21 protein-coding genes are annotated in these 21602 nt (G+C 61.0%); 10 read left to right on the top strand and 11 right to left on the bottom strand.

Features of this window, described 5'->3' with window-relative positions; all coding sequences use genetic code 11:
- Nucleotides 1–5 precede the first annotated feature (5 nt).
- Complete coding sequence (locus tag WHX55_RS28780; protein ID WP_056726557.1) at nt 6–953, bottom strand: choline ABC transporter substrate-binding protein; 948 nt, start codon at nt 951–953, stop codon at nt 6–8.
- A gap of 435 nt (nt 954–1388) precedes the next feature.
- Here WHX55_RS28780 and WHX55_RS28775 point away from each other — a divergent pair, with 435 nt between their 5' ends.
- Nucleotides 1389–2765, top strand: coding sequence for an L-serine ammonia-lyase (locus WHX55_RS28775; RefSeq protein ID WP_150725117.1), 1377 nt, complete (start codon nt 1389–1391; stop codon nt 2763–2765).
- A gap of 453 nt (nt 2766–3218) precedes the next feature.
- Entirely contained in the window at nt 3219–4322 is a 1104-nt protein-coding gene (locus WHX55_RS28770) for a GlxA family transcriptional regulator (protein ID WP_007975492.1), read from the top strand.
- A gap of 96 nt (nt 4323–4418) precedes the next feature.
- On the opposite strand, the gene WHX55_RS28765 is transcribed toward WHX55_RS28770, so the two are convergent.
- The 6 genes from WHX55_RS28765 to WHX55_RS28740 form a co-directional block, all read right to left on the bottom strand.
- Nucleotides 4419–4685 (bottom strand): hypothetical protein, encoded by a 267-nt coding sequence (locus WHX55_RS28765; protein WP_150725118.1) that lies wholly within the window; start codon nt 4683–4685, stop codon nt 4419–4421.
- Nucleotides 4686–5071: 386 nt separating this feature from the next.
- Complete coding sequence (locus tag WHX55_RS28760; protein WP_353741719.1) at nt 5072–6235, bottom strand: gamma-butyrobetaine dioxygenase; 1164 nt, start codon at nt 6233–6235, stop codon at nt 5072–5074.
- Nucleotides 6236–6248: 13 nt separating this feature from the next.
- Complete coding sequence (locus WHX55_RS28755; RefSeq protein ID WP_150756182.1) at nt 6249–6725, bottom strand: thioesterase family protein; 477 nt, start codon at nt 6723–6725, stop codon at nt 6249–6251.
- A gap of 164 nt (nt 6726–6889) precedes the next feature.
- Nucleotides 6890–7855, bottom strand: a complete 966-nt coding sequence (locus tag WHX55_RS28750) for an L-carnitine dehydrogenase (protein WP_008019487.1) — start codon at nt 7853–7855, stop codon at nt 6890–6892.
- 142 nt (nt 7856–7997) lie between these two features.
- The gene (locus tag WHX55_RS28745; protein WP_150725122.1) at nt 7998–8885 is read right to left on the bottom strand and encodes a 3-keto-5-aminohexanoate cleavage protein; all 888 of its coding nucleotides are present in this window, start codon (nt 8883–8885) and stop codon (nt 7998–8000) included.
- 95 nt (nt 8886–8980) lie between these two features.
- A complete protein-coding gene (locus tag WHX55_RS28740; RefSeq protein WP_150756181.1) occupies nt 8981–9925 on the bottom strand; it encodes a choline ABC transporter substrate-binding protein in 945 nt (314 codons plus the stop codon).
- 225 nt (nt 9926–10150) lie between these two features.
- Here WHX55_RS28740 and WHX55_RS28735 point away from each other — a divergent pair, with 225 nt between their 5' ends.
- Nucleotides 10151–11095, top strand: a complete 945-nt coding sequence (locus WHX55_RS28735; protein ID WP_150756180.1) for a GlxA family transcriptional regulator — start codon at nt 10151–10153, stop codon at nt 11093–11095.
- Between the two features lie 150 nt (nt 11096–11245).
- On the opposite strand, the gene WHX55_RS28730 is transcribed toward WHX55_RS28735, so the two are convergent.
- The 4 genes from WHX55_RS28730 to WHX55_RS28715 all read right to left on the bottom strand — a co-directional run bounded on the left by WHX55_RS28730 (nt 11246) and on the right by WHX55_RS28715 (nt 12872).
- Entirely contained in the window at nt 11246–11662 is a 417-nt protein-coding gene (locus tag WHX55_RS28730; protein ID WP_150759052.1) for a DUF3010 family protein, read from the bottom strand.
- A gap of 33 nt (nt 11663–11695) precedes the next feature.
- The gene (locus WHX55_RS28725) at nt 11696–12019 is read right to left on the bottom strand and encodes a helix-turn-helix transcriptional regulator (RefSeq protein WP_223460444.1); all 324 of its coding nucleotides are present in this window, start codon (nt 12017–12019) and stop codon (nt 11696–11698) included.
- Nucleotides 12003–12257, bottom strand: a complete 255-nt coding sequence (locus WHX55_RS28720; RefSeq protein ID WP_353741718.1) for a type II toxin-antitoxin system RelE/ParE family toxin — start codon at nt 12255–12257, stop codon at nt 12003–12005. The genes WHX55_RS28725 and WHX55_RS28720 overlap by 17 nt, the downstream gene beginning before the upstream one ends.
- A 213-nt stretch (nt 12258–12470) precedes the next feature.
- Nucleotides 12471–12872, bottom strand: coding sequence for a lysozyme inhibitor LprI family protein (locus WHX55_RS28715; protein ID WP_150756178.1), 402 nt, complete (start codon nt 12870–12872; stop codon nt 12471–12473).
- A 235-nt stretch (nt 12873–13107) separates the two neighbouring features.
- Between WHX55_RS28715 and WHX55_RS28710 the strand changes: the two genes are divergently transcribed.
- The 7 genes from WHX55_RS28710 to WHX55_RS28680 all read left to right on the top strand — a co-directional run bounded on the left by WHX55_RS28710 (nt 13108) and on the right by WHX55_RS28680 (nt 21513).
- Complete coding sequence (locus WHX55_RS28710) at nt 13108–14085, top strand: dipeptidase (protein ID WP_150725129.1); 978 nt, start codon at nt 13108–13110, stop codon at nt 14083–14085.
- Between the two features lie 78 nt (nt 14086–14163).
- Complete coding sequence (locus WHX55_RS28705) at nt 14164–14694, top strand: DUF5943 domain-containing protein (protein ID WP_008048169.1); 531 nt, start codon at nt 14164–14166, stop codon at nt 14692–14694.
- A 15-nt stretch (nt 14695–14709) separates the two neighbouring features.
- Complete coding sequence (gene dgcA, locus WHX55_RS28700; protein ID WP_150756177.1) at nt 14710–16770, top strand: dimethylglycine demethylation protein DgcA; 2061 nt, start codon at nt 14710–14712, stop codon at nt 16768–16770.
- A 154-nt stretch (nt 16771–16924) separates the two neighbouring features.
- Complete coding sequence (dgcB, locus tag WHX55_RS28695; protein WP_353741717.1) at nt 16925–18871, top strand: dimethylglycine demethylation protein DgcB; 1947 nt, start codon at nt 16925–16927, stop codon at nt 18869–18871.
- The gene (locus WHX55_RS28690) at nt 18871–20091 is read left to right on the top strand and encodes an electron transfer flavoprotein subunit alpha/FixB family protein (RefSeq protein ID WP_150756175.1); all 1221 of its coding nucleotides are present in this window, start codon (nt 18871–18873) and stop codon (nt 20089–20091) included. Before dgcB ends, WHX55_RS28690 begins: the two co-directional genes overlap by 1 nt.
- Nucleotides 20092–20106: 15 nt before the next feature.
- A complete protein-coding gene (locus WHX55_RS28685; RefSeq protein WP_056726573.1) occupies nt 20107–20877 on the top strand; it encodes an electron transfer flavoprotein subunit beta in 771 nt (256 codons plus the stop codon).
- A gap of 69 nt (nt 20878–20946) precedes the next feature.
- The gene (locus tag WHX55_RS28680) at nt 20947–21513 is read left to right on the top strand and encodes a GNAT family N-acetyltransferase (RefSeq protein WP_353741716.1); all 567 of its coding nucleotides are present in this window, start codon (nt 20947–20949) and stop codon (nt 21511–21513) included.
- Nucleotides 21514–21602: the final 89 nt, after the last annotated feature.

Raw genomic sequence — 21602 nt, 5'->3', positions numbered from 1 at the left:
CTAATTCAAGGCGTCAGTTTGGCTTTCACGGCCTCCAGGCCAGGTTTACCGTCAATGGTGGTCACGCCAGCGAGCCAGGTATCGAGCACCTGTGGATTCTTTTTCAGCCAGGCCTTGGCGGCCGCGTCAGGCTTCATCTTGTCGTCCAGGATGTTGCCCATCAGTTCGCTTTCCATGTCGACGGTGAACTCCAGGTTCTTGAGCAACTGGCCGACGTTGCTGCACTCCTGCGCATAGCCCTTGCGGGTGTTGGTCGCCACGGTGGCGGCACCGAAATCCGGGCCGAAGAAGTCATCACCACCGGTCAGGTATTGAATCTTGAAGCGCTTGTTCATCGGGTGCGGCGCCCAGCCGAGGAATACCACGGCGGTGTCGCGTTTCTGCGCGCGGTCGACCTGCGACAGCATGCCGGCTTCGGAGGATTCGACGACTTTGAAACCGGCGGTCTTCAGGCCGAAGGCATCCTTGTCGATCATGCTCTGGATCAGGCGATTGCCGTCGTTGCCAGGCTCGATGCCGTAGATCTTGCCGTCGAGCTCTTTCTTGAATTTGGCGATATCGGCGAAGTCATGCAGGCCCTTGTCGTACAGCGCCTGAGGGACGGCGAGGGTGTACTTGGCGCCCTTGAGGTTGGTGCGCACGGTTTCCACGGTGCCGGCATCGCGGTAGGCCTTGATGTCGTTTTCCATGGTCGGCATCCAGTTGCCCAGGAACACGTCCATGTTCTTGCCGTCGGCCAGGGACTTGTAGGTCACGGGCACGGAAATCATGGTGGTCTTGGTCTTGTAGCCGAGGGCGTTGAGCACGACGCTGGTAGTCGCGGTGGTCGCGGTGATGTCGGTCCAGCCGACATCGGAGAAGTTTACGGTGCTGCATTGGGCCGGTTCTGCGGCTTGCGCCAGAACCGGCAGACTAAGCATGGCGGCCAACAACAACGACGGGGAACCTTTCATGGATGGACTCCTTGGTGTTTTTTTTGGCAGTGTTCCGACTGGACCACCGCACTTATAGGTTGCGGTTGGATGGCGTTCTGGAGACAGCTCTACCGCGGCGCCTTGCAATCGAGTCGATATGATCATGTACCAGTGAAAATCTGACGCCTACAGGGTGCGTCGTATCCAGTACAGGGATGGTCGCATCCAGTGTCGGTGACGTCGTTTACAGATTTTTTCAGCCCGTTTTCTCCCTCTGAACCGCAAAAAAACGGCGAAAACACGGCGTAAAAGACACGCGGCGCTGGTGGGCATGAGTGCGTCGGTTAGAGACGTCGAACAACTGGATAAAAGCTTGATGATGCGGTCATCTCGGCGGATTGCAGCTTGAGCGTAGCAGCTCCGTCACCGTGCGCTTTCGCGTGCGCAGTGGGCCCATCCAGGAGTTCGGCAGTAATGGCTATCAGTGTTTTCGACCTGTTCAAAATCGGCATCGGCCCTTCCAGTTCACACACCGTGGGACCCATGCGGGCGGCGGCGTTGTTTGTGCAGGGCCTGCGCGAGCGCGGGCTGCTTGAGCAGGTGCGGCGTGTCGAAGTCCAACTGTTCGGCTCGTTGTCGGCCACCGGCATCGGCCACGGCAGTGACAATGCGGTGATCATGGGCCTGATGGGCGAGTGGCCGGATGCGATCGATCCGTCGCAAATAGGCATCCGTATCGTCACCCTGCGCGAAACCGATACGCTGTTGCTCGACGGTCGCTTGTCGGTGCCGTTCATCTGGGCAAGGGACATGCGCCTGATCGACGAGAACCTGCCATTCCATCCCAACGCCATGACCCTGATTGTCGAGGGTGATGACGGCGAGTTGCATCGTGACACCTACTATTCGGTCGGCGGCGGTTTTGTCGTCGATGAGGCTCAGGCCTCCAGCGGTGTCGTCGACCTCGATCGCACCGTGTTGCCTTATGACTTTTCCAGCGCTGCTGAGCTGCTGGAGCTGTGTAAAAAACACAATCTGCGCGTAGCTGAATTAATGATGGCCAACGAGAGGGTGTGGCGCAGCGAGGATGAAATCCGCAGCGGCCTGATGAAGCTCTGGCGCGCCATGCAGGATTGCGTCGAACAGGGCCTCAAACATGAAGGCATCCTGCCCGGCGGGCTGAACGTGCGCCGCCGTGCGGCCAAGCTGCATCGCAGCCTGCAGGAACTGAACAAACCCAACGTGATCGGCTCGACCTTGAGCGCCATGGAATGGGTCAACCTGTTCGCCCTGGCGGTCAACGAAGAAAATGCCGCCGGCGGGCGCATGGTCACGGCACCGACCAACGGCGCGGCGGGGATCATTCCGGCGGTGCTGCACTACTTCATGAAATTCAGCGAGGCCGTGACCGACGCCAATGTCGTCGACTACTTCCTCGGCGCGGCGGCGGTGGGAATCCTGTGCAAGAAGAACGCCTCGATCTCCGGTGCCGAAGTCGGTTGCCAGGGCGAAGTCGGTTCGGCCTGCGCCATGGCGGCGGCGGGGCTGGCGGAAATCCTTGGCGCCACACCAGAGCAGTTGTGCAACGCGGCGGAGATCGGTCTGGAGCACAACCTCGGCCTGACCTGCGACCCGGTGGGTGGGCTGGTCCAGGTGCCGTGCATCGAGCGCAACGCGATTGCCGCGGTGAAAGCGATCAACGCTGCGCAAATGGCATTGCGCGGTGATGGCCAGCACTTTATTTCGCTGGATCGGGTGATCCGCACCATGCGCGATACCGGTGCCGACATGCATGACAAATATAAGGAGACATCGCGGGGTGGGTTGGCGGTGAGTGCGGTGGAGTGTTGAGATCGCATCGACCCCTCGCCACAGCAGACCAGTCAAAACTGCGCGCTAAGTGAACACCCGCTCGAAAACGCGCCACCTTTTGGCGCGTCGCTCACAGATAAATCGTCTTGCCACTGATCGGGGGCCAACCGGCCTTCGACCGCCTGTCACCCGTGCCTGCGGTGACACTCCTTTCCATCGCGGCGCAACGCCGTTCCCACAAGTGCTACCGAATTGCTCACGGCTTGTGGGCCGGGGCGCTTGCCAGTCCTGATGGCCATTTAAATCCCCCTGCCTTGCAAGACATATATAGACACATTCCGACGTCGTTTTTAGGAGTTATTGAACGCGCATTCAAATTTAGGCATGGCAATTGCTCTGTCATTACAAAGCCCGTCTCCCACGCGAGAACGATGGCAATAAAAAGAGCCTCCGCCTGAGGCCATCACCCGCTTTGTGTGAGGAGATACCGCGATGACGACGTTCAACTCCGGGGCCCAACCCCAGAACCGTGCGCCTCAATCCATCGGCTTTCTGCTGCTGGACAATTTCACGCTGATTTCTCTGGCCTCCGCAGTGGAACCCCTGCGCATGGCCAACCAATTGTCCGGTCGCGAGCTGTATCGCTGGACCACCCTCACCGTCGATGGCGGCCAGGTCTGGGCCAGTGACGGCCTGCAGATCACCCCCGACGCCTCCATGCACAAAGCCCCGCCAATGGACACCGTCATCGTCTGCGGCGGTATTGGCATCCAGCGCACTGTTACCCGTGAACACGTGTCATGGCTGCAAAGCCAGGCCCGCCAGTCCCGCCGCCTCGGCGCGGTGTGCACCGGCAGCTGGGCCCTGGCCTGCGCCGGCCTGCTCGACGGTTTCGATTGCAGCGTGCACTGGGAATGTCTGGCGGCGATGCAGGAAGCTTTCCCGCGTGTAGCGATGAGCACCCGCTTGTTCACCCTCGACCGTAACCGTTTCACCAGCTCCGGCGGCACCGCGCCGCTGGACATGATGCTGCACTTGATCAGCCGCGATCACGGTCGTGAGCTATCGGCGGCCATTTCGGAAATGTTCGTCTACGAGCGCATCCGCAACGAGCAGGATCACCAGCGTGTGCCGCTCAAGCACATGCTCGGCACCAACCAGCCGAAGTTGCAGGAAATCGTCGCGTTGATGGAGGCCAACCTCGAAGAACCGATCGATCTGGACGAACTGGCAGTGTATGTCGCGGTGTCCCGTCGTCAGCTCGAGCGGTTGTTCCAGAAATACCTGCACTGCTCGCCGTCGCGTTACTACCTCAAGCTGCGCCTGATCCGCGCGCGCCAGCTGCTCAAGCAAACGCCGATGTCGATCATCGAAGTGGCGTCGGTCTGTGGCTTCGTGTCCACGCCGCACTTCTCCAAGTGCTACCGCGAATACTTCGGCATTCCGCCGCGTGACGAGCGCGTAGGGTCCAACACCACCCAGCAAGTGGCAATGATGCCTTTGCCACAGGCGCTGGTGCTGTCACCGTTGTCCGGCCCGTTGTCGGCGCTGAGCCAGGCGCGCAATGAGTCGACGTTTGCCAGTGTAAGGCTCTAGACCGGGTCGACTTCATTCGCGAGCAGGCTCGCTCCCACATTTGATCTGTGTTGTTCACAGAACCAATGTGGGAGCGAGCCTGCTCGCGAAGGCGTTTTATCGGGCGGTGTGGCTCTGCTGGTACTCCGACAACGCCGGCAGCAATTGTTTGTCGATGGCCTGGCGCACTGCCGGCAGGATCGTCGCGCTGCTGGTGTACATCTCCTTGACCATCTTGCGAAGTTCATACGCTCGAGCATCGTCCAAGCCCCTTACCACGCACTCGCAAGCCTGCTCGGCGGTGGCTCCACTGGGCACGTTGAACCCCAACGACTTGAGCTGGCCCAACAGGTCTTCCTGGTCTATCAAATCGGCGTGCATCATGACGCAATCCTTCTTCAGGGAACGGTGTCGTGGTTCGATTCTGGTGGGGGTGCCGGGTGTCGGCAAGGGCGAATTGTCGCAATGGCTCAATTGGTTATGAACATGTCGTTTTCGGCTAACCTGGTTCGCGGGGGAGTGGGCACACTGGACTCAGCTCGCTTCACGAAGGTTTGGTCACCCTCGCACGGCAGCTCCTCAACAGTACCCTCTGCCTCGATCCTGTCACGGCTTGATCGGGGCTTTTTTTTGCTTGTGAATCGGTGAGTTATGCAGTGACTGGGCCGACGCCTTCGCGAGCAGGCTCGCTCCCACATTCAACCGCGTTCCCATGGGAGAACCCGATTAACTGTGGGAGCGAGCCTGCTCGCGATGAACGATGATGCGGTCTAGCGCTGTAACACCAGAATCCGCGACAACAACTCATCCCGGTCCACATAGCAGCCCTGGAAATGCCGTGCCCCGGTGGCGGGGTCGAAGGCGTTGCGGGCATGCAGGGTGCGGCGGTTGTCGAAGCACCACAGCTCCCCGGGATTGAGCCGCTGCATCAACCTGAATCGAGGCTCGCGGGTCATCGCGATAAAGCGCCGGTAGGCCTGATACAGCTTGGGCATTTGCTCCGCCGAGGCATCGAACGGCCCGCGCAGAAAGTTCGCCATGCGGATTTCCGACACCTGCCCCAAGGCATCCAGGGCAATGATCGGTGCCAGGCAGCGGTAGTCGCTGTGACGGTCCTTGTTGCGAAACTCAACGGGGATTTCGCAGAGGCTTTTGAAAGCCTCCGGATCTTCCCGGCGCAAAGCATCGGCGATGGCGAATCCGTCGACAAAAACGCTCTCGCCACCCTCGGCGTCATTGACCAGGCAATGCAGGAATTGCAGCCCCGGTTGCAACTCCCGGGTCGGCAAATCGCTGTGCAGTGGCAGGTTGAAGGCGGTGTAGGCGTTGCTGTCGGCGTCGGCCTTGGATTGCACGTTGAACAGCACGCCGAAATTGCTCTCGCGGATGAAGGAAATGCGTTGGGCGATCAGCTTCAGAGAACCGGGTTCGGTGGGCACGCCTCGGACCTGGGTCAATCCGACATCCCGTACTGCCAATAACCATTGCAACAAGGCGTCGGAGTCGTTCATCAGTGCTTGATACTCGAACACTGGCAGCTGTAAATCGCTGTGCCAGAGCCTGGCTTTTGGCTTGCGTGCCTGACGCTCGGCGCGGGACTCGTCGTCATAGGCATGGGCGCGCAGCCAGCCGGGGTCGAAGCGGCTGCTGTGGCCGTCCTGCCAGTCAACCGACAGGCAACCTTCGGTGTCGATGTGCACTTGTTCAGGCGTCAGGTCTTGAGCCACATCGACGATTTCCAGCACTTGTTCGCGGGTCACGGTATAGACGCACTGCGGGCACGGGCAGTTATCCCGCAGCCATTGATGGTGGAAAGGGCTGACACGATTGTCGGCCCACTTCACCAGAACACGGTCCGCCAGGGTCTGCACGCCAGTCAACGCGCTGATCAACGGATAGGTACGAAAGTCGGCAAATGCAGCGGCGGTGTTCATGGTGATCTCCTTGTTATTTTTTTGGCGGTAATGCGATCACTCGGCCAATGTAGTCGGGCATTGGCAGGTCCGCCTGTTCGGCGATGATGGCTTGCAGCCGGCCCAAGGACAGTTCGCTGAACGGCGCCGAACGCGGCCCGGCGAGATCCACGTGCAGCAGCATCTGTTCGTTGCCAGCAAGTTCCTGGGCATCACCGACCAGGTGCAGGCTGTGATAGAGGTGCACGCGTTTGCTGTCGTGGGCGATGATTTGGGTGTGCACTTCGACCTGGGCGTCGAGCTTCACTTCGTGCAGGTAATTGAGGTGCAGTTCGAGGGTGAACAGCGAGTTGCCGCTGGCCTCGCGGCTGTTGCTGTCCAGGCCCAGGCGATCCATCAGGGCATCGGTGGCGTAGCTGAAAATCAGCAAGTAGAAGGCGTCGCGCAGGTGGCCGTTGTAGTCGACCCAGTCGGGGATGATGGTGGTTTGGTAGGTGGTGAGGGTGGGCATGGTTTCTGATCCAATTTGTGTGGTGACTGGACTGCCGCTATCGCGAGCAAGCTCGCTCCCACAGTGATTTGCAGTGTGAATACAATCTATGTCACTCAGCAGATCCCCTGTGGGAGCGAGCTTGCTCGCGATGGGGCCAGTGCTGCTGGCCCCAAGCCTGGGGGTTACTCGGCGAAAGCCATCCCATGCTTCTCTTTGGTGGTCTTCACCGCTTCCAGCACCGCCAGCAGGCAGTCATCACGATAGCGCTCCAGCGCCGAAATGCTGTGTTTGCCCAGTTGATCGCTGGTGCCATCGACCACATCGTCGATCAGTTTGTCGGTCAGCTCCGGCGCCGGCAAGTAGGTCCACGGCAACTGCAACGCCGGGCCGAACTGGGCCATGAAGTGGCGCATACCGGCATCGCCACCGGCCAGGGTGTAGGTCAGGAACGTGCCCATGAACGACCAGCGCAAGCCCGCGCCGAAGCGGATCGCATCGTCGATTTCGCCGGTGGTCGCCACGCCGTCGTTGACCAGGTGCAGCGCTTCACGCCACAGCGCTTCGAGCAGACGGTCGGCGATGAAACCCGGTACTTCCTTGCGCACGTGCAGTGGGCGCATCCCCAGGGATTCATAGACCTTCATCGCCGCTTGCACCGCTTCAGGGGCAGTGTTTTTGCCGCCGACCACTTCCACCAACGGCAGCAGGTAAACCGGGTTGAACGGGTGACCGACCACGCAACGTTCCGGGTGCGTGGCACTCTCGTAGAACTCGCTCGGCAGCAGGCCAGAGGTGCTGGAACCGATCAATGCATTGGGCTTGGCCGCCGCGCTGATTTTGCTGTGCAGGTCCAGTTTCAGCTCCAGCCGTTCCGGGGCGCTCTCCTGGATGAAATCGGCATCGCGCACGCATTCTTCGATGGTTGCGACAAAGCGCAAGCGATCCTGCGATGCACCCGGCGCCAGACCTTGTTTCTCCAGTGCTCCCCAGGCATTGGCGACGCGTTTGCGCAAGGCGGCTTCAGCGCCTGGGGCCGGGTCCCAGGCCACTACATCCAGACCATGGGCGAGGGCGCGGGACACCCAACCGCTGCCGATGACACCGCTGCCTAACGCTGCGAAGGTTTTGATTTCGGTGATAAAGCTCATGGCAATTTCCTGAATTTGGCTCGGAAAAAACTGTGGGAGCGAGCCTGCTCGCGATGACGTCGGTACATCCGATGCATCAATTGAGGCAGGTAAACCGCTATCGCGAGCAGGCTCGCTCCCACAGGGGGAAAGTGTGTAAGGGTCAACCGCGCTTGGTCAGGCCCATTTTTGCCCGGCCTTCAGCCGGGGTCAGGACGCGGGCGCCGAGGCGGCTGAGGATTTCGCCGGCGCGCTCGACCAGTTGGCCGTTGGTCGCCAGCACGCCCTTGTCCAGCCACAGGTTGTCTTCCAGACCGACCCGCACGTTGCCGCCGAGCAACACCGCTTGCGCCGCCATCGGCATCTGCATGCGACCGATACCGAAGCCGGCCCAGACCGCGTCGGCCGGCAGGTTGTCGACCATGGCTTTCATGGTGGTGGTGTCCGCCGGAGCGCCCCAAGGGATGCCCAGGCACAGCTGGAACAACGGGTTATCCAGCAGGCCTTCCTTGATCATCTGCTTGGCGAACCACAGGTGGCCGGTGTCGAAGATTTCCAGCTCGGCTTTCACGCCCAGTTCCTGGATGCGTTTGGCGCCAGCGCGCAGCTGGGCCGGGGTGGACACGTAAATGGTGTCGCCGTCGCCGAAGTTCAGGGTGCCGCAGTCGAGGGTGCAGATTTCCGGCAGCAGTTCTTCGACGTGGGCCAGGCGGGTCAACGGGCCGACCAGGTCGGTGTTCGGGCCGAACTCCATCGGATTTTCACCGGCACCGATTTCCAGGTCGCCGCCCATGCCGGCGGTGAGGTTGACGATGATGTCGACGTCCGCCTCGCGGATGCGCTCCATCACTTCGCGGTACAGCGCCACGTCACGGCTGAACTTGCCGGTTTGCGGGTCGCGCACATGGCAGTGAACCACTGTGGCACCGGCCTTGGCGGCTTCCACGGCGGCAGCGGCGATTTGTTTCGGGGTGACCGGCACGTGTGGGCTCTTGCTGGTCGTGTCGCCAGCACCGGTGAGTGCGCAGGTGATGATGACGTCGTGGTTCATGAGGCGGTTCCTTACAGGCGGGTTTTTGGTTTTGGCCAGGCGTGATAGTCCCGTTCGCAGCCCATTGGGCTGCGAGCCGGTGGTTCAAATCAGGGTTATTGGCTGGTCAGTTTCAGGTTTTCAGCGGCCGGTTTGCCATCGAAGGTGGTGACGCCTTCAAGCCAGCGTTTTTTGTCCTGCGGGTGATCCTTGAGCCATTGTTTGGCCGACTCGAAAGCGTCCTTGTGATCCAGCAACGGCTGCATCATCCGGCTCTCGTCTTCGGCGGTGAACGTCAGGTTGCTCAGCAGGCGACCGATGTTCGGACATTGTTCGGTGTATGTCGGTGCGGTGACGGTCCACACGGTGGCCTTGCCTTCGTTCGGGCCGAGGGCGTCGTCGCTGCCGGTGAGGTAGGTCATCTTGACGTTGACGTTCATCGGGTGCGGCGCCCAGCCGAAGAACACCACGGCTTCGTTGCGACGTACGGCGCGATCCACGGCGGCGAGCATGCCGGCTTCGCTGGATTCGACCAGCTGGAACTTGCCGAGGCCGAACTGGTTCTTGGAGATCATCGCCTTGATCTGGGTGTTGGCGCCCGAGCCAGGCTCGATGCCGTAGATCTTGCCGCCCAGTTCTTTTTCAAACTTGGCGATGTCCGCGAAGGTTTTCAGGCCCTTGTCGGCGAGGTAGGTCGGCACGGCGAGGGTCGCGCGGGCGTCCTGCAGGCTTGGCGCTTCAAGCACCTTGACCTGTTTGGCGTCGACGAACGGGGTGATGGTCTGGGTCATCAGCGGGTTCCAGTAACCGAGGAACAGGTCCAGACGCTGGTCGCGGATCCCGGCGAAGATGATTTGCTGGGAGGCGCTGGTTTGTTTGGTGCTGTAGCCGAGGCCATCGAGCAATACCTGGGTCATGGCACTGGTGGCGATCACGTCGGTCCAGTTCACTACACCCATGCGCACGTTCTGGCACGCGGCGGGTTCGGCGGCCATGACACTGGCGCTCAGCAAAGCGGTACCACTGAGTGCAAGAACACAGCTGCTGATCAGTCGTTTCATTCTCAGGTTCCTCGGCAGGTCGTTTATTGTGAGTTCCGGTGTCTGGTGCGCCGGTGATGCCAAGTTACGCAGCAAAGCACCGATGGAAGCGCACTGCGGCGACCAGCTCTTGCACTGCAGCGACCTGTGCTCTTGAATGCCGCTCGCAACTGGCGTATCAACATCCCTACGCTGCCCGCCCTCTCGTTACCTTGCCTCTTGTTACCTGCTAAGCGAGTGCGCTCCATGTCCCAGGATTTCTACTTCTTGTTGATGCCGGGTTTCTCGGCCATTGGATTTATCTCGGCCATCGAGCCGTTGCGGGTCGCCAATCGCTTTCGCGGCGAGCTGTATCGCTGGCATGTGCTGAGCGCGGATGGCGGGGCGGTGCTGGCCAGTAACGGCATGTCGGTCAACGCCGATGCGGCGCTGGAGCCGCTCAAGAAAGGCGCGACACTGCTGGTGGTCGCCGGTTTCGAACCCCTGAAATTCACCACCCCAGCACTGGAACACTGGCTGCGCCGGCTGGACAACGAAGGCGTGACCCTCGGCGCCATCGACACCGGCAGTTTCATCCTCGCGGAAGCCGGCCTGCTCGATGGCCATCGCCTGACCCTGCACTGGGAAGCCATTGACGCCTTCAAGGAGTCTTATCCACAGCTCAGCGTCACCCAGGAGCTGTTCGAGATCGACCGCCGACGCATCACTTCCGCCGGCGGCACCGCTTCCATTGACCTGATGCTGGATCTGATCGCCCAGTCCCACGGTCCCGAACTGGCGATCCAGGTCAGCGAGCAATTCGTGCTCGGCCGCATCCGCCCGCGCAAAGACCACCAGCGCATGGAAGTCGCCACGCGTTACGGCATCAGCAACAAGAAACTGGTGCATGTGATTGGTGAGATGGAGCAGCACAGCGAACCGCCCCTGAGCACGCTGGAGCTGGCGGAATCGATCAAGGTGACGCGGCGACAGCTGGAGCGCCTGTTTCGCCTGCATCTGAACGACACACCGAGTAATTTCTACCTGCGGTTGAGGCTGGAGAAGGCGCGGCAGTTGCTACGGCAGACGGACATGAGTGTGCTGGAGGTGAGCATTGCCTGCGGATTTGAATCGCCGTCGTACTTCACCCGCAGTTATCGGGCGAAGTACGAGCGCTGTCCGCGGGAGGATCGGCGTACCGCCAAAGCCTGAACAAGCCTGGGGTTCACCCTGTTTTGGCAACAGCAGAGAAACCTGTGGGAGCGAGCCTGCTCGCGATAGCGGTCTGTCAGACACCTTGATGTTGACTGATGCGCCGCTATCGCGAGCAGGCTCGCTCCCACAGGTTGACCTGCGGTGTCCTTACTTCTTCACTAACGCCGAACACGCCGCTTTGTAAGCCTCATGCTGATACTTGTTCAGCGTCCCTGGCAGTTCGAAATTGTGCTTTTTAGCCTGGGCATTGATGGTCTGCGGCGACAGCAGGGTCACCTCGCAATTCTCCAGCAACTGGAAAACCCCCTCGATCTTGAACGTGGTCGGCCCGCCGGCGAACTCGCCTTTCTTGCTGCGCTTCTTGATCGCAATGCGGTCGATGGAGTTCTCACGGACAAACGAAGCGACCTGAGCGGCGAACACTTTGACGTTGGCGGCTTCGTCGTCATCGTCCAGGGCTATTTTCTTGGTGGCGAGCGCGACATGGCCCAGCGCCTGACCGTCCAGCATGGCCACGGCGATGATCGCTTCGCTGCCTTTGATTTCGATGCCGCAGACTTTCATGTTGAATCCCTTTACTGGCTGATGGCATGCAGCTTACAGCTCGAGTTGACTGGCGGTGATGCCAAACGCCGAGGCAATTTTTTCGCGAGTGGCTTTACGGGGCTTGGCGACTGTTTCCTGTTGGGCGAATGCGGGTTGAGAAATACCCATGCGTTTGGCCACTTCATCCTGGGTAAGGTTCAAGTGTTCGCGCCAGGCGCGGATGGGAGTGGCTCCATCGACGATACGGCTGACCACCTCGTGGGGGATCAGGTCTGGCTCAATCCTTTGCGCGACATATTGCGCATAGGGGATGACCACGAATGCGGGGTTGCCGTTTTCGTCGTTGATGATTTGAACGTCAGTAGGTGCGTTCATCGCGTTTTTTGACCTCTTGAATACTGACCACTTTGATCGCGCCATCCCAGTTGAACATGACCCTGTAGTTACCGACGCGCAGTCGATAAGCGTAGTCATGATCAACGAGTGCCTTGACCTGACTCACATCAGGCATGTCAGCGAGCGCCGTGATGGCATCACGAACCTGAATCTGGTGAACGGAATGCAATCTCAAGAGTTGCTTAACGGCCTTTCGAGTCCAGTGAATGCTGTTCATGGAAGAATATAAGTCTTTTATAAGATTTACGAATCTTTACTTATATTTTTATGCTTAGCCATCAACAACATTTGTCGGCATGTTGCGTGAAAAGTCCGCAGAGCAGCGGCTTTGGAAAGAAGCTGTAGGTCAGATCAGAGTGCTTTGTGGGAAAAGGGTTTTTTGGCGATTGAAAGCTGGTGGTAGTGCCAGCTTTCAGTGGGATCTTCAGGACTATTCCTGCCCAATCGACTCCAAAAACTCCGACCGTTCATCGCTCATCCGCGCCACACAATCGTTCTGGGCAATGGTGAGCGCCTTGCTGCCGGCGGTGGCCGGGAAGGCTTCGACGGCGCAGTCTGCGTCGCGGGTCTTCAGCCATTGCTGTTGGGCGGCTTTGATCTTGGCGGTGATGTCGGCCAGTTGCGACGGGGTTTTGCCGTACTGCGACTGCATGCGCTCGGTCAGGCCCTGGAGGTTCTCCTTGAGCAGGTCTTCGGCGGAGGTTTTGCTGAAGGCCGAGCATTCCAGTGTCTGGACGTCGTTTTCGACTTTGTCGCACGGGTTGTCGTCGGACACCTCCGCTGCGTGTACGCCGGTCGCAATCAGTGCCATTGCCAGAATGATCGATTTCATTATCGTCGCCGCTCTTGTCCAGTGAAGCATCCAGTGATGCGGCGAATTCTGGCCCAAGCCGAAGGCCTTGAACAGGTCGGTGATTGTGCCTGGCGACGACCCTTTGTCGCGGATTGACGCTTTCGGCAAACCCCCTGTCGTTTTTGCACCCGGCTGCCCCCGCACCGAGGCATATGCTGGCCCCAAAGCGCCGGCAGACGATTCGGCGCATGAATCGCTAATAGGGGACAGCCTGATGAGCCCAGCCGAATTACACGCCGACAGCATCGTTATCGACGGTCTGATCATTGCCAAATGGAACCGCGAGCTGTTCGAAGACATGCGCAAGGGCGGTCTGACGGCAGCCAACTGCACCGTGTCGGTGTGGGAGGGCTTTCAGGCCACCGTCAACAACATCGCCGCGAGCCAGAAGCTGATCCGCGAGAACAGCGATCTGGTGATTCCGGTCCGCACCACCGCCGACATCCGCAAGGCCAAGGAGCAGGGCAAGACCGGCATCCTTTTCGGCTTCCAGAATGCCCACGCCTTTGAAGACCAGATCGGCTATGTCGAGGTGTTCAAGCAGCTCGGCGTCGGCATCGTGCAGATGTGCTACAACACCCAGAACCTGGTGGGCACCGGTTGCTACGAGCGTGACGGCGGCCTGTCGGGCTTCGGTCGCGAAATCGTCGCCGAGATGAACCGGGTTGGCGTGATGTGCGACCTGTCCCACGTCGGTTCCAAGACTTCCGAAGAAGTCATCCTCGAATCGAAGAAGCCGGTCTGCTACTCCCACTGCCTGCCGTCGGGGCTCAAGGAGCACCCGCGCAACAAGTCCGATGAAGAGCTCAAGTTCATTGCCGACCACGGCGGCTTTGTCGGCGTGACCATGTTCGCGCCGTTCCTGGCCAAGGGCATCGATTCGACCATCGACGACTACGCCGAAGCCATCGAGTACGTGATGAACATCGTCGGCGAAGACGCCATCGGCATCGGCACCGACTTCACCCAGGGCCACGGCCAGGACTTCTTCGAATACCTGACCCACGACAAGGGCTACGCCCGCCGTCTGACCAGCTTCGGCAAGATCATCAACCCGCTGGGCATCCGCACCGTGGGCGAGTTCCCGAACCTGACCGAGACCCTGCTCAAGCGCGGCCACTCCGAGCGCGTGGTGCGCAAGATCATGGGCGAGAACTGGGTAAGCGTCCTGAAAGATGTCTGGGGCGAATAAGCCGCCGCACTTCTGAATCCTTTCCCGCTGCCGTCCGTGCAGCGGGCAACACAACGAATTTTCTGGAGTTAAGTTTCCATGGCCAAGATCGCCCCGCAATTGCCAATCGAAGTCGACAGCGAAACCGGTGTCTGGACCTCCGACGCCCTGCCGATGCTGTATGTGCCACGGCATTTCTTCGTCAACAACCACATGGGCATCGAGGAAGTGCTGGGCGCTGAAGCCTATGCCGAAATCCTCTACAAGGCCGGCTACAAGTCCGCCTGGCACTGGTGTGAAAAAGAAGCCGAATGCCATGGCCTGGAAGGCGTCGCGGTGTTCGAGCACTACATGAAGCGCCTGTCGCAGCGCGGTTGGGGCCTGTTCAAGATCCAGGACATCGACCTCGACAAGGGCACCGCCAGCGTCAAGCTCGAACACTCGGCATTCGTCTACGTGTACGGCAAGGTCGGGCGCAAGGTCGACTACATGTTCACTGGCTGGTTTGCAGGGGCCATGGACCAGATCCTCGCCGCTCGCGGCAGCAAGATCCGCACCGTGGCCGAACAAGTCTACGGTGGCTCCGAAGAGGGCCACGAAGACGGCTTGTTCACCGTCAAGCCGTTGTAAGTCGAGGAACCCGCCATGGCTTTCGAAGCAATGTTCCAGCCGATCCAGATCGGCAAACTGACCATCCGCAACCGCGTGCTCAGCACCGCGCACGCCGAGGTCTATGCCACCGACGGCGGCATGACCACCGACCGGTACGTCAAGTATTACGAAGAGAAAGCCAAGGGCGGGATCGGCCTGGCGATTTGCGGCGGCTCCTCCAGTGTGGCCATCGATAGCCCGCAAGGCTGGTGGAAGTCGGTGAACCTGGCGGACGACCGGATCATTCCGCACTTCCAGAATCTGGCCGATGCCATGCACAAGCATGGCGCCAAGATCATGATCCAGATTACCCACATGGGCCGTCGATCCCGTTGGGACGGCGAGCACTGGCCAACCCTGCTGTCGCCGTCGGGCATCCGTGAACCGGTGCACCGTGCAACCTGCAAGACCATCGAGCCGGAAGAAATCTGGCGGGTGATCGGCAACTACGCCAGCGCTGCGGCGCGGGCCAAGGCCGGTGGCCTGGACGGCGTCGAACTGTCGGCCGTGCACCAGCACATGATCGACCAGTTCTGGAGCCCGCGGGTCAACAAGCGTACCGACGAATGGGGCGGCAGCTTCGAGAACCGCATGCGTTTCGGCCTGGAAGTGATCAAGGCTGTGCGCAAGGAAGTCGGTCCGGATTTCTGCGTCGGCATCCGTCTGTGCGGTGATGAGTTCCACCCGGATGGCTTGTCCCATGAGGACATGAAGCAGATCGCCAAGTACTACGACGATACCGGCATGATCGATTTTATTGGTGTCGTGGGTTCAGGGTGCGACACCCACAACACCCTGGCCAACGTTATCCCCAACATGAGTTATCCACCGGAGCCGTTCCTGCACCTGGCGGCCGGTATCAAGGAAGTGGTCAAGGCACCTGTGCTGCACGCGCAGAACATCAAGGACCCGAACCAGGCGACCCGTATTCTGGAGGGCGGCTACGTCGACATGGTCGGCATGACCCGCGCCCACATCGCCGACCCGCACCTGATCGCCAAGATCAAGATGGGCCAGGTCGACCAGATCAAGCAGTGCGTCGGCGCCAACTACTGCATCGACCGTCAGTACCAGGGCCTGGACGTGCTGTGCATCCAGAACGCCGCGACCTCCCGTGAATACATGGGCGTGCCGCACATCATCGAGAAGTCGACCGGTGTGAAGCGCAAGGTAGTGGTGGTCGGTGCCGGCCCGGCCGGGATGGAAGCCGCTCGTGTGTCGGCCGAACGTGGCCACGACGTGACCCTGTTCGAGAAGAAAGAATTCATCGGCGGGCAGATCACTACAGCTTCGAAAGCCCCTCAGCGCGACCAGATCGCCGGTATCACCCGCTGGTTCCAGTTGGAGCTGGCGCGGTTGAAAGTCGATCTGCGCCTGGGTACCGCGGCGGATGCGGCGACCATCATGGACCTGCGTCCGGACGTGGTGGTGCTCGCCGTCGGCGGTCATCCGTTCCTGGAGCAGAACGAACACTGGGGCGCGGCTGAAGGCCTGGTGGTCAGCAGCTGGGACGTGCTCGACGGCAAGGTCGCGCCGGGCAAGAACGTGCTGGTCTACGACACCATTTGCGAGTTCACCGGGATGTCGGTTGCCGACTACCTGGCCGACAAGGGCAGCCAGGTCGAGATCGTCACCGACGACATCAAGCCGGGTGTGGCCATTGGCGGTACGTCGTTCCCGACTTACTACCGCAGCATGTACCCCAAAGAAGTGATCATGACCGGCGACATGATGCTGGAGAAGGTCTACCGCGAAGGCGACAAGCTGGTGGCGGTGCTGGAAAACGAATACACCGGCGCCAAAGAGGAGCGGGTGGTCGACCAGGTGGTGGTGGAAAACGGCGTGCGTCCGGACGAAGAAATCTACTACTCGCTGAAGGAAGGCTCGCGCAACAAAGGCCAGATGGACATCGAAGCCTTGTTCGCGATCAAGCCGCAACCTTCGCTGAGCACAACGGGCGATGGCTACTTGCTGTTCCGTATCGGCGACTGCGTGGCTCAGCGCAATACACACGCTGCGATCTATGACGCGCTGCGGCTTTGCAAGGATTTCTAAGAGCTTGCACATAACCCTGTGGGAGCGAGCCTGCTCGCGAATGCAATTTGTCACTCGACGATGATGTCGCCTGACCCACCGCTTTCGCGAGCAGGCTCGCTCCCACAGAACCGCCGACCGTGTTTCTCCAAGATGTACTGGTGGGAGCTTCACCATGTTGAACACCCTTCTTCCAATCCTGTTGTTCGCAGCCCTTGGCCTTGGTGTCCTGGGCGCGTTGCGGCGGGTGGCCATGTGGCGCCGGGGCCGGGCTTCGAAAGTCGACCTGATCGGCGGCCTGTTCGCCATGCCCAAGCGCTACATGGTCGATTTGCACCATGTGGTCGCGCGGGACAAATACATTGCCAACACCCACGTCGCCACGGCCGGCGGTGCGGTGGCGTCCATCGTGCTGGCGATTCTGGTGCATGGTTTCGGCCTGCATAACCGTTTCCTCGGCTATGCGCTGCTGCTGATGACAGCGGTGATGTTCGTCGGCGCGATCTTTGTTTACCTGCGTCGGCGCAACCCTCCGTCGCGCTTGTCGAAAGGCCCGTGGATGCGCCTGCCGAAAAGCTTGCTGGCGTTCTCGGTCTCGTTCTTCCTGTTGACCCTGCCGGTGGCCGGGATCCTCCCGGAAAACTTCGGTGGCTGGCTGGTGGCGGCGGTTCTCGGGGTAGGCGTGTTGTGGGGCGTGTCGGAACTGTTCTTCGGCATGACCTGGGGCGGGCCGATGAAGCACGCCTTCGCCGGTGCGCTGCACCTGGCCTGGCACCGTCGCGCCGAACGCTTCGGCGGCGGCCGTTCCACGGGCCTCAAGCCTCTGGACTTGAACGACCCGACCGTGCCACTGGGCGTGGAAAAACCCAAGGATTTTACCTGGAACCAATTGCTCGGCTTCGACGCCTGCGTGCAGTGCGGTAAATGCGAAGCAGCGTGCCCGGCCTTCGCCGCCGGTCAGCCGCTGAACCCGAAAAAACTGATTCAGGACATGGTCGTCGGCCTGGCCGGTGGCACCGATGCAAAATTCGCCGGCAGCCCGTATCCGGGCAAGCCGATAGGCGAACACGGGGGCAATCCGCATCAACCGATCGTCAACGGTCTGGTGGACGCCGAAACCCTGTGGTCGTGCACCACCTGCCGTGCCTGCGTCGAGGAATGCCCGATGATGATCGAGCACGTCGATGCCATCGTCGACATGCGCCGCCATCTGACCCTGGAAAAAGGCGCGACTCCGAACAAGGGTGCCGAAGTCCTGGAAAACCTGATCGCCACCGACAACCCGGGCGGTTTCGCGCCGGGCGGGCGGATGAACTGGGCGGCGGATTTGAACCTCAATTTGCTCAGCGAAAAGAAATCCACCGACGTGCTGTTCTGGGTCGGCGACGGCGCCTTCGACATGCGCAACCAACGCACCCTGCGCGCGTTCGTCAAAGTGCTCAAGGCGGCGAAAATCGACTTCGCCGTGCTCGGCCTCGAAGAACGCGACAGCGGTGACGTGGCCCGGCGCCTGGGCGACGAAGCGACCTTCCAGCTGTTGGCCAAACGCAACATCCAGACCCTGGCCAAGTACAGCTTCAACCGCATCGTCACCTGCGATCCGCACAGCTTCCACGTGCTGAAAAACGAGTACGGCGCCTTCGACGGCAACTACCTGGTGCAGCACCACAGCACCTACATGGCAGAAATCATCGATGCTGGCGCGCTCAACCTCGGTCAGCACAAAGGCGACAGCGTGACCTACCACGACCCGTGCTACCTCGGCCGCTACAACGGCGAATACGAGGCGCCGCGTCAGGTGTTACGCGCGCTCGGGATTGAAGTGAAAGAGATGCAACGTTCCGGTTTCCGCTCGCGCTGCTGCGGCGGCGGTGGCGGCGCGCCGATCACCGACATTCCCGGCAAGCAACGCATTCCCGACATGCGCATGGAAGACATCCGCGAAACCGGCGCCGAACTGGTGGCCGTGGGTTGTCCACAATGCACCGCGATGCTCGAAGGCGTGGTCGAACCCCGACCGATGATCAAGGACATTGCCGAGCTGGTGGCCGACGCGTTGCTGGAAGAAGCCGCGTCCAAACCCTCTACGCCGGCCCAACGTGAACCCGCGGAGGTGCACTGATGAGCGACATTATCCGCCGCGACCCTCGGGCCGAATGGATTGCCCGCAACCGTCTGCACCCGCTGCACGCGGCCATGCAACCGGCGCAACACAGCTGGATGGGGCCTAACGGCGTCATCCGCAAGAATCCCCATGGCATTGGCTTTATCGGCCCCAACGGCATCAAGCGCATCGACCGCAGCGGCGCTCAGCAGGGCGGGGCGACCAAACGCTCAGCCGCGGTTGAAGTGCAATTGCCGCTGCATCAAGTGGCTGCACCTGCGTTCTACATCAGCGTGGTGCCGGATATGGTCGGCGGCCGCTTGAGCAGCCACGACCGTGACTTGCTCGGCCTGGCCCATCAGCTGGCCGGCAAGGACGGCGCAGTGCTGGCCGTGGTGTTCGGCGAACACAAGGAAAACGCTTTCGCTACGGCGGGCGTCGACCGCCTGCTGGTGCTGGAAGGCGAAGAATTCAACGGTTATGCACCGGAACAACGGGTCCAGGGCCTGCGGGCTGTGGATAACCAGTTCAGCCCGCGTCACTGGTTGCTGCCGGACAGCCGCAGTGGCGGTGGTGAACTCGGCCGACGTTTTGCCGCAGCACTGGGCGAGCGCCCGGCCACGCGGGTCTGGCAGGTCAAGGATCAGGAGTGCATCGGCCGCGCTGGCGCGGGTCTGCAAGACCTTGCCCGGCCGCTGGCGCGTTTGATTCTGGCGGCTGTCGAGTGCGCCGAACCGGTCAGCGAAACCCGTCACGAAGCCTTGCCGGTGGAGTTATCCACAACCGTGGCGCGCAGCCTGTCGCGGATCGAAGATCTGGGCGCGGTGGCCGTCGATCCGGCGGCAATTCCCATGGCCGAAGCCGAGTTCATTTTCTCCGGCGGCAACGGGGTCAAGGACTGGGGACTTTTCCACAGGACAGCCGAAGCCCTCGGCGCGACCGAAGGCGCCTCGCGGGTGGCGGTGGACGACGGCTTCATGGCCCGCGACCGTCAGGTCGGCGCGTCCGGCACCTGGGTCACCGCACGGGTCTATGTGGCGGTGGGGATTTCCGGGGCGATCCAGCACCTGCAGGGCATTGGTGCCTGCGACAAGGTGGTGGCGATCAACCTCGACCCCGGCTGCGACATGATCAAGCGCGCGGATCTGTCGGTGATCGGCGAGAGCGCGGAGATTCTTCAAGCCTTGATCGAGGCGGTAGAGGCTTATCGCAACGACGCCAAGCGCGATGCGGCTTAAGGGAAGGAAAGGGTTATGAGCACGAAAATCATCAGCCTGGTGTCCATCGGCGCCCACCCGACCTCCGGTCGGCCGCGTCGCGCGGAGCAGGATGCGCGGGCGGTTGAACTGGGCCTGCAACTGGCTGGGGATAACCTGCAAGTGCTGCATGCCGGCGACATTGCCGAGCCTGCATTGCGCGCTTACCTGGGCATGGGGCTTGAGCAACTGCATGTGCTGGAGCAACCCCAAGGCGCCGACGCGCTACCGGCACTGACCGACTATTTGCGCGATGCCGGGGCGCAGGTGGTGTTGACCGGCAGCCAGGCGGAAACCGGTGAAGGCTCGGGCATGCTGCCCTTCCTGCTGGCCGAAAGCCTGGGCTGGCCGCTGGTGGTGGGGCTGGCGCAGGTCGAGTCCATCGATGGCGGTTCGGCGCTGGTGCTGCAAGCCTTGCCCCGTGGTCAACGCCGTCGCCTGAAGGTACGCCTGCCGTTTCTGGCGACGGTGGATAACGCCGCCCCCAAGCCTCGGCAGAGCGCTTACGGCCCGGCCCGACGCGGCGTGCTGCAAGCGCAGGACGTCGAGGTCATCGACGATGAACTGCTCGCGGTCGCCACCCTGCAACCGGCCAAGCCACGGCCCAAGCGCCTGAAGGTGATCAAGGCCAAGAGCGGTGCCGACCGCATGAAAGCCGCGACGGCCAAGGCCAGTGGCGGTGGCGGGCAGGTGCTCAAGGGTGTCACGGCGCAAGCCGGGGCCGAGGCCATCCTCAAATTGCTGATTGAAGAAGGTGTGGTCCGCTAACGTTTTTTGTAGGAGCTGCCGCAGGCTGCTCCTTCATGTGGACTGGATAAATCTGGCAGAGAAAAAACAATGGCAGTTGAATTTCGTTCGGCAGTGTGTGCAGACGCGCGCGCGATTGCGCGTCTGTTCCAGATTTCCTCAGAGGGCGCTTCGGATTACATCTGGAGCCAGTTATCCGAGCCCGGTCAGGACTTGCTGGATGTAGGTGCCATTCGATACGCCCGGGACGACGTGGATTTCTCCTACCAGAACTGCCTGATTGCCGAGGCCGGTGGTCAGGTCATTGGCATGATGCACAGCTACGTGATGCGCCACGATCCACTGGCGGTGCCGACGACCGACCCCGTACTGGCGCCTTACGCCGACATGGAGGTACCCGATACCCTGTACATCTCCAGCCTGGCCCTGCATGAAGGCTGGCGCAATCGAGGGCTGGGCGTGCAGTTTCTCGCCCATGCTCAAGAACGCGCCGACCAACTGGGGCTCAATGGCCTGAGCCTGATCGACTATGCCGCCAACACTGGCGCCCGGCGTTTTTACGAGCGGCACGGTTTCGGGATCATCAAGACCTGCCAGGTGACCCCCCATCCAATGATTCGCGTCATCGGTGACGCCTATCTTATGCACAGGCCCTGAGCTTGCTCGAGCGCTCGGCCGGCGACGGTTATCCACAACGCCACGAACCCTAACTCTCGTCCCACGCTGACGAGGGCGGTGAACTACAG

This window comes from Pseudomonas fluorescens (genome assembly GCF_040448305.1).
Lineage (GTDB): Bacteria > Pseudomonadota > Gammaproteobacteria > Pseudomonadales > Pseudomonadaceae > Aquipseudomonas > Aquipseudomonas fluorescens_BH.
The sequence above is the reverse complement of the archived record's forward strand: the minus strand, read 5'-3'. Positions and strand labels throughout refer to the sequence as shown.

Bases quoted from the DNA above. Each gene is read 5' to 3' on its own strand.
- WHX55_RS28765 (WP_150725118.1), bottom strand. From the start codon at position 4,685: ATGATGCACGCCGATTTGATAGACCAGGAAGACCTGTTGGGCCAGCTC.
- WHX55_RS28760 (WP_353741719.1), bottom strand. From the start codon at position 6,235: ATGAACACCGCCGCTGCATTTGCCGACTTTCGTACCTATCCGTTGATC.
- WHX55_RS28715 (WP_150756178.1), bottom strand. From the start codon at position 12,872: ATGAAATCGATCATTCTGGCAATGGCACTGATTGCGACCGGCGTACAC.
- WHX55_RS28725 (WP_223460444.1), bottom strand. From the start codon at position 12,019: ATGAACGCACCTACTGACGTTCAAATCATCAACGACGAAAACGGCAAC.
- WHX55_RS28775 (WP_150725117.1), top strand. From the start codon at position 1,389: ATGGCTATCAGTGTTTTCGACCTGTTCAAAATCGGCATCGGCCCTTCC.
- WHX55_RS28770 (WP_007975492.1), top strand. From the start codon at position 3,219: ATGACGACGTTCAACTCCGGGGCCCAACCCCAGAACCGTGCGCCTCAA.
- WHX55_RS28705 (WP_008048169.1), top strand. From the start codon at position 14,164: ATGGCCAAGATCGCCCCGCAATTGCCAATCGAAGTCGACAGCGAAACC.
- WHX55_RS28740 (WP_150756181.1), bottom strand. From the start codon at position 9,925: ATGAAACGACTGATCAGCAGCTGTGTTCTTGCACTCAGTGGTACCGCT.
- WHX55_RS28755 (WP_150756182.1), bottom strand. From the start codon at position 6,725: ATGCCCACCCTCACCACCTACCAAACCACCATCATCCCCGACTGGGTC.
- WHX55_RS28735 (WP_150756180.1), top strand. From the start codon at position 10,151: ATGTCCCAGGATTTCTACTTCTTGTTGATGCCGGGTTTCTCGGCCATT.
- WHX55_RS28750 (WP_008019487.1), bottom strand. From the start codon at position 7,855: ATGAGCTTTATCACCGAAATCAAAACCTTCGCAGCGTTAGGCAGCGGT.
- WHX55_RS28780 (WP_056726557.1), bottom strand. From the start codon at position 953: ATGAAAGGTTCCCCGTCGTTGTTGTTGGCCGCCATGCTTAGTCTGCCG.
- WHX55_RS28710 (WP_150725129.1), top strand. From the start codon at position 13,108: ATGAGCCCAGCCGAATTACACGCCGACAGCATCGTTATCGACGGTCTG.
- WHX55_RS28690 (WP_150756175.1), top strand. From the start codon at position 18,871: ATGAGCGACATTATCCGCCGCGACCCTCGGGCCGAATGGATTGCCCGC.
- WHX55_RS28685 (WP_056726573.1), top strand. From the start codon at position 20,107: ATGAGCACGAAAATCATCAGCCTGGTGTCCATCGGCGCCCACCCGACC.
- dgcB (WP_353741717.1), top strand. From the start codon at position 16,925: ATGTTGAACACCCTTCTTCCAATCCTGTTGTTCGCAGCCCTTGGCCTT.
- WHX55_RS28680 (WP_353741716.1), top strand. From the start codon at position 20,947: ATGGCAGTTGAATTTCGTTCGGCAGTGTGTGCAGACGCGCGCGCGATT.
- dgcA (WP_150756177.1), top strand. From the start codon at position 14,710: ATGGCTTTCGAAGCAATGTTCCAGCCGATCCAGATCGGCAAACTGACC.
- WHX55_RS28730 (WP_150759052.1), bottom strand. From the start codon at position 11,662: ATGAAAGTCTGCGGCATCGAAATCAAAGGCAGCGAAGCGATCATCGCC.
- WHX55_RS28720 (WP_353741718.1), bottom strand. From the start codon at position 12,257: ATGAACAGCATTCACTGGACTCGAAAGGCCGTTAAGCAACTCTTGAGA.
- WHX55_RS28745 (WP_150725122.1), bottom strand. From the start codon at position 8,885: ATGAACCACGACGTCATCATCACCTGCGCACTCACCGGTGCTGGCGAC.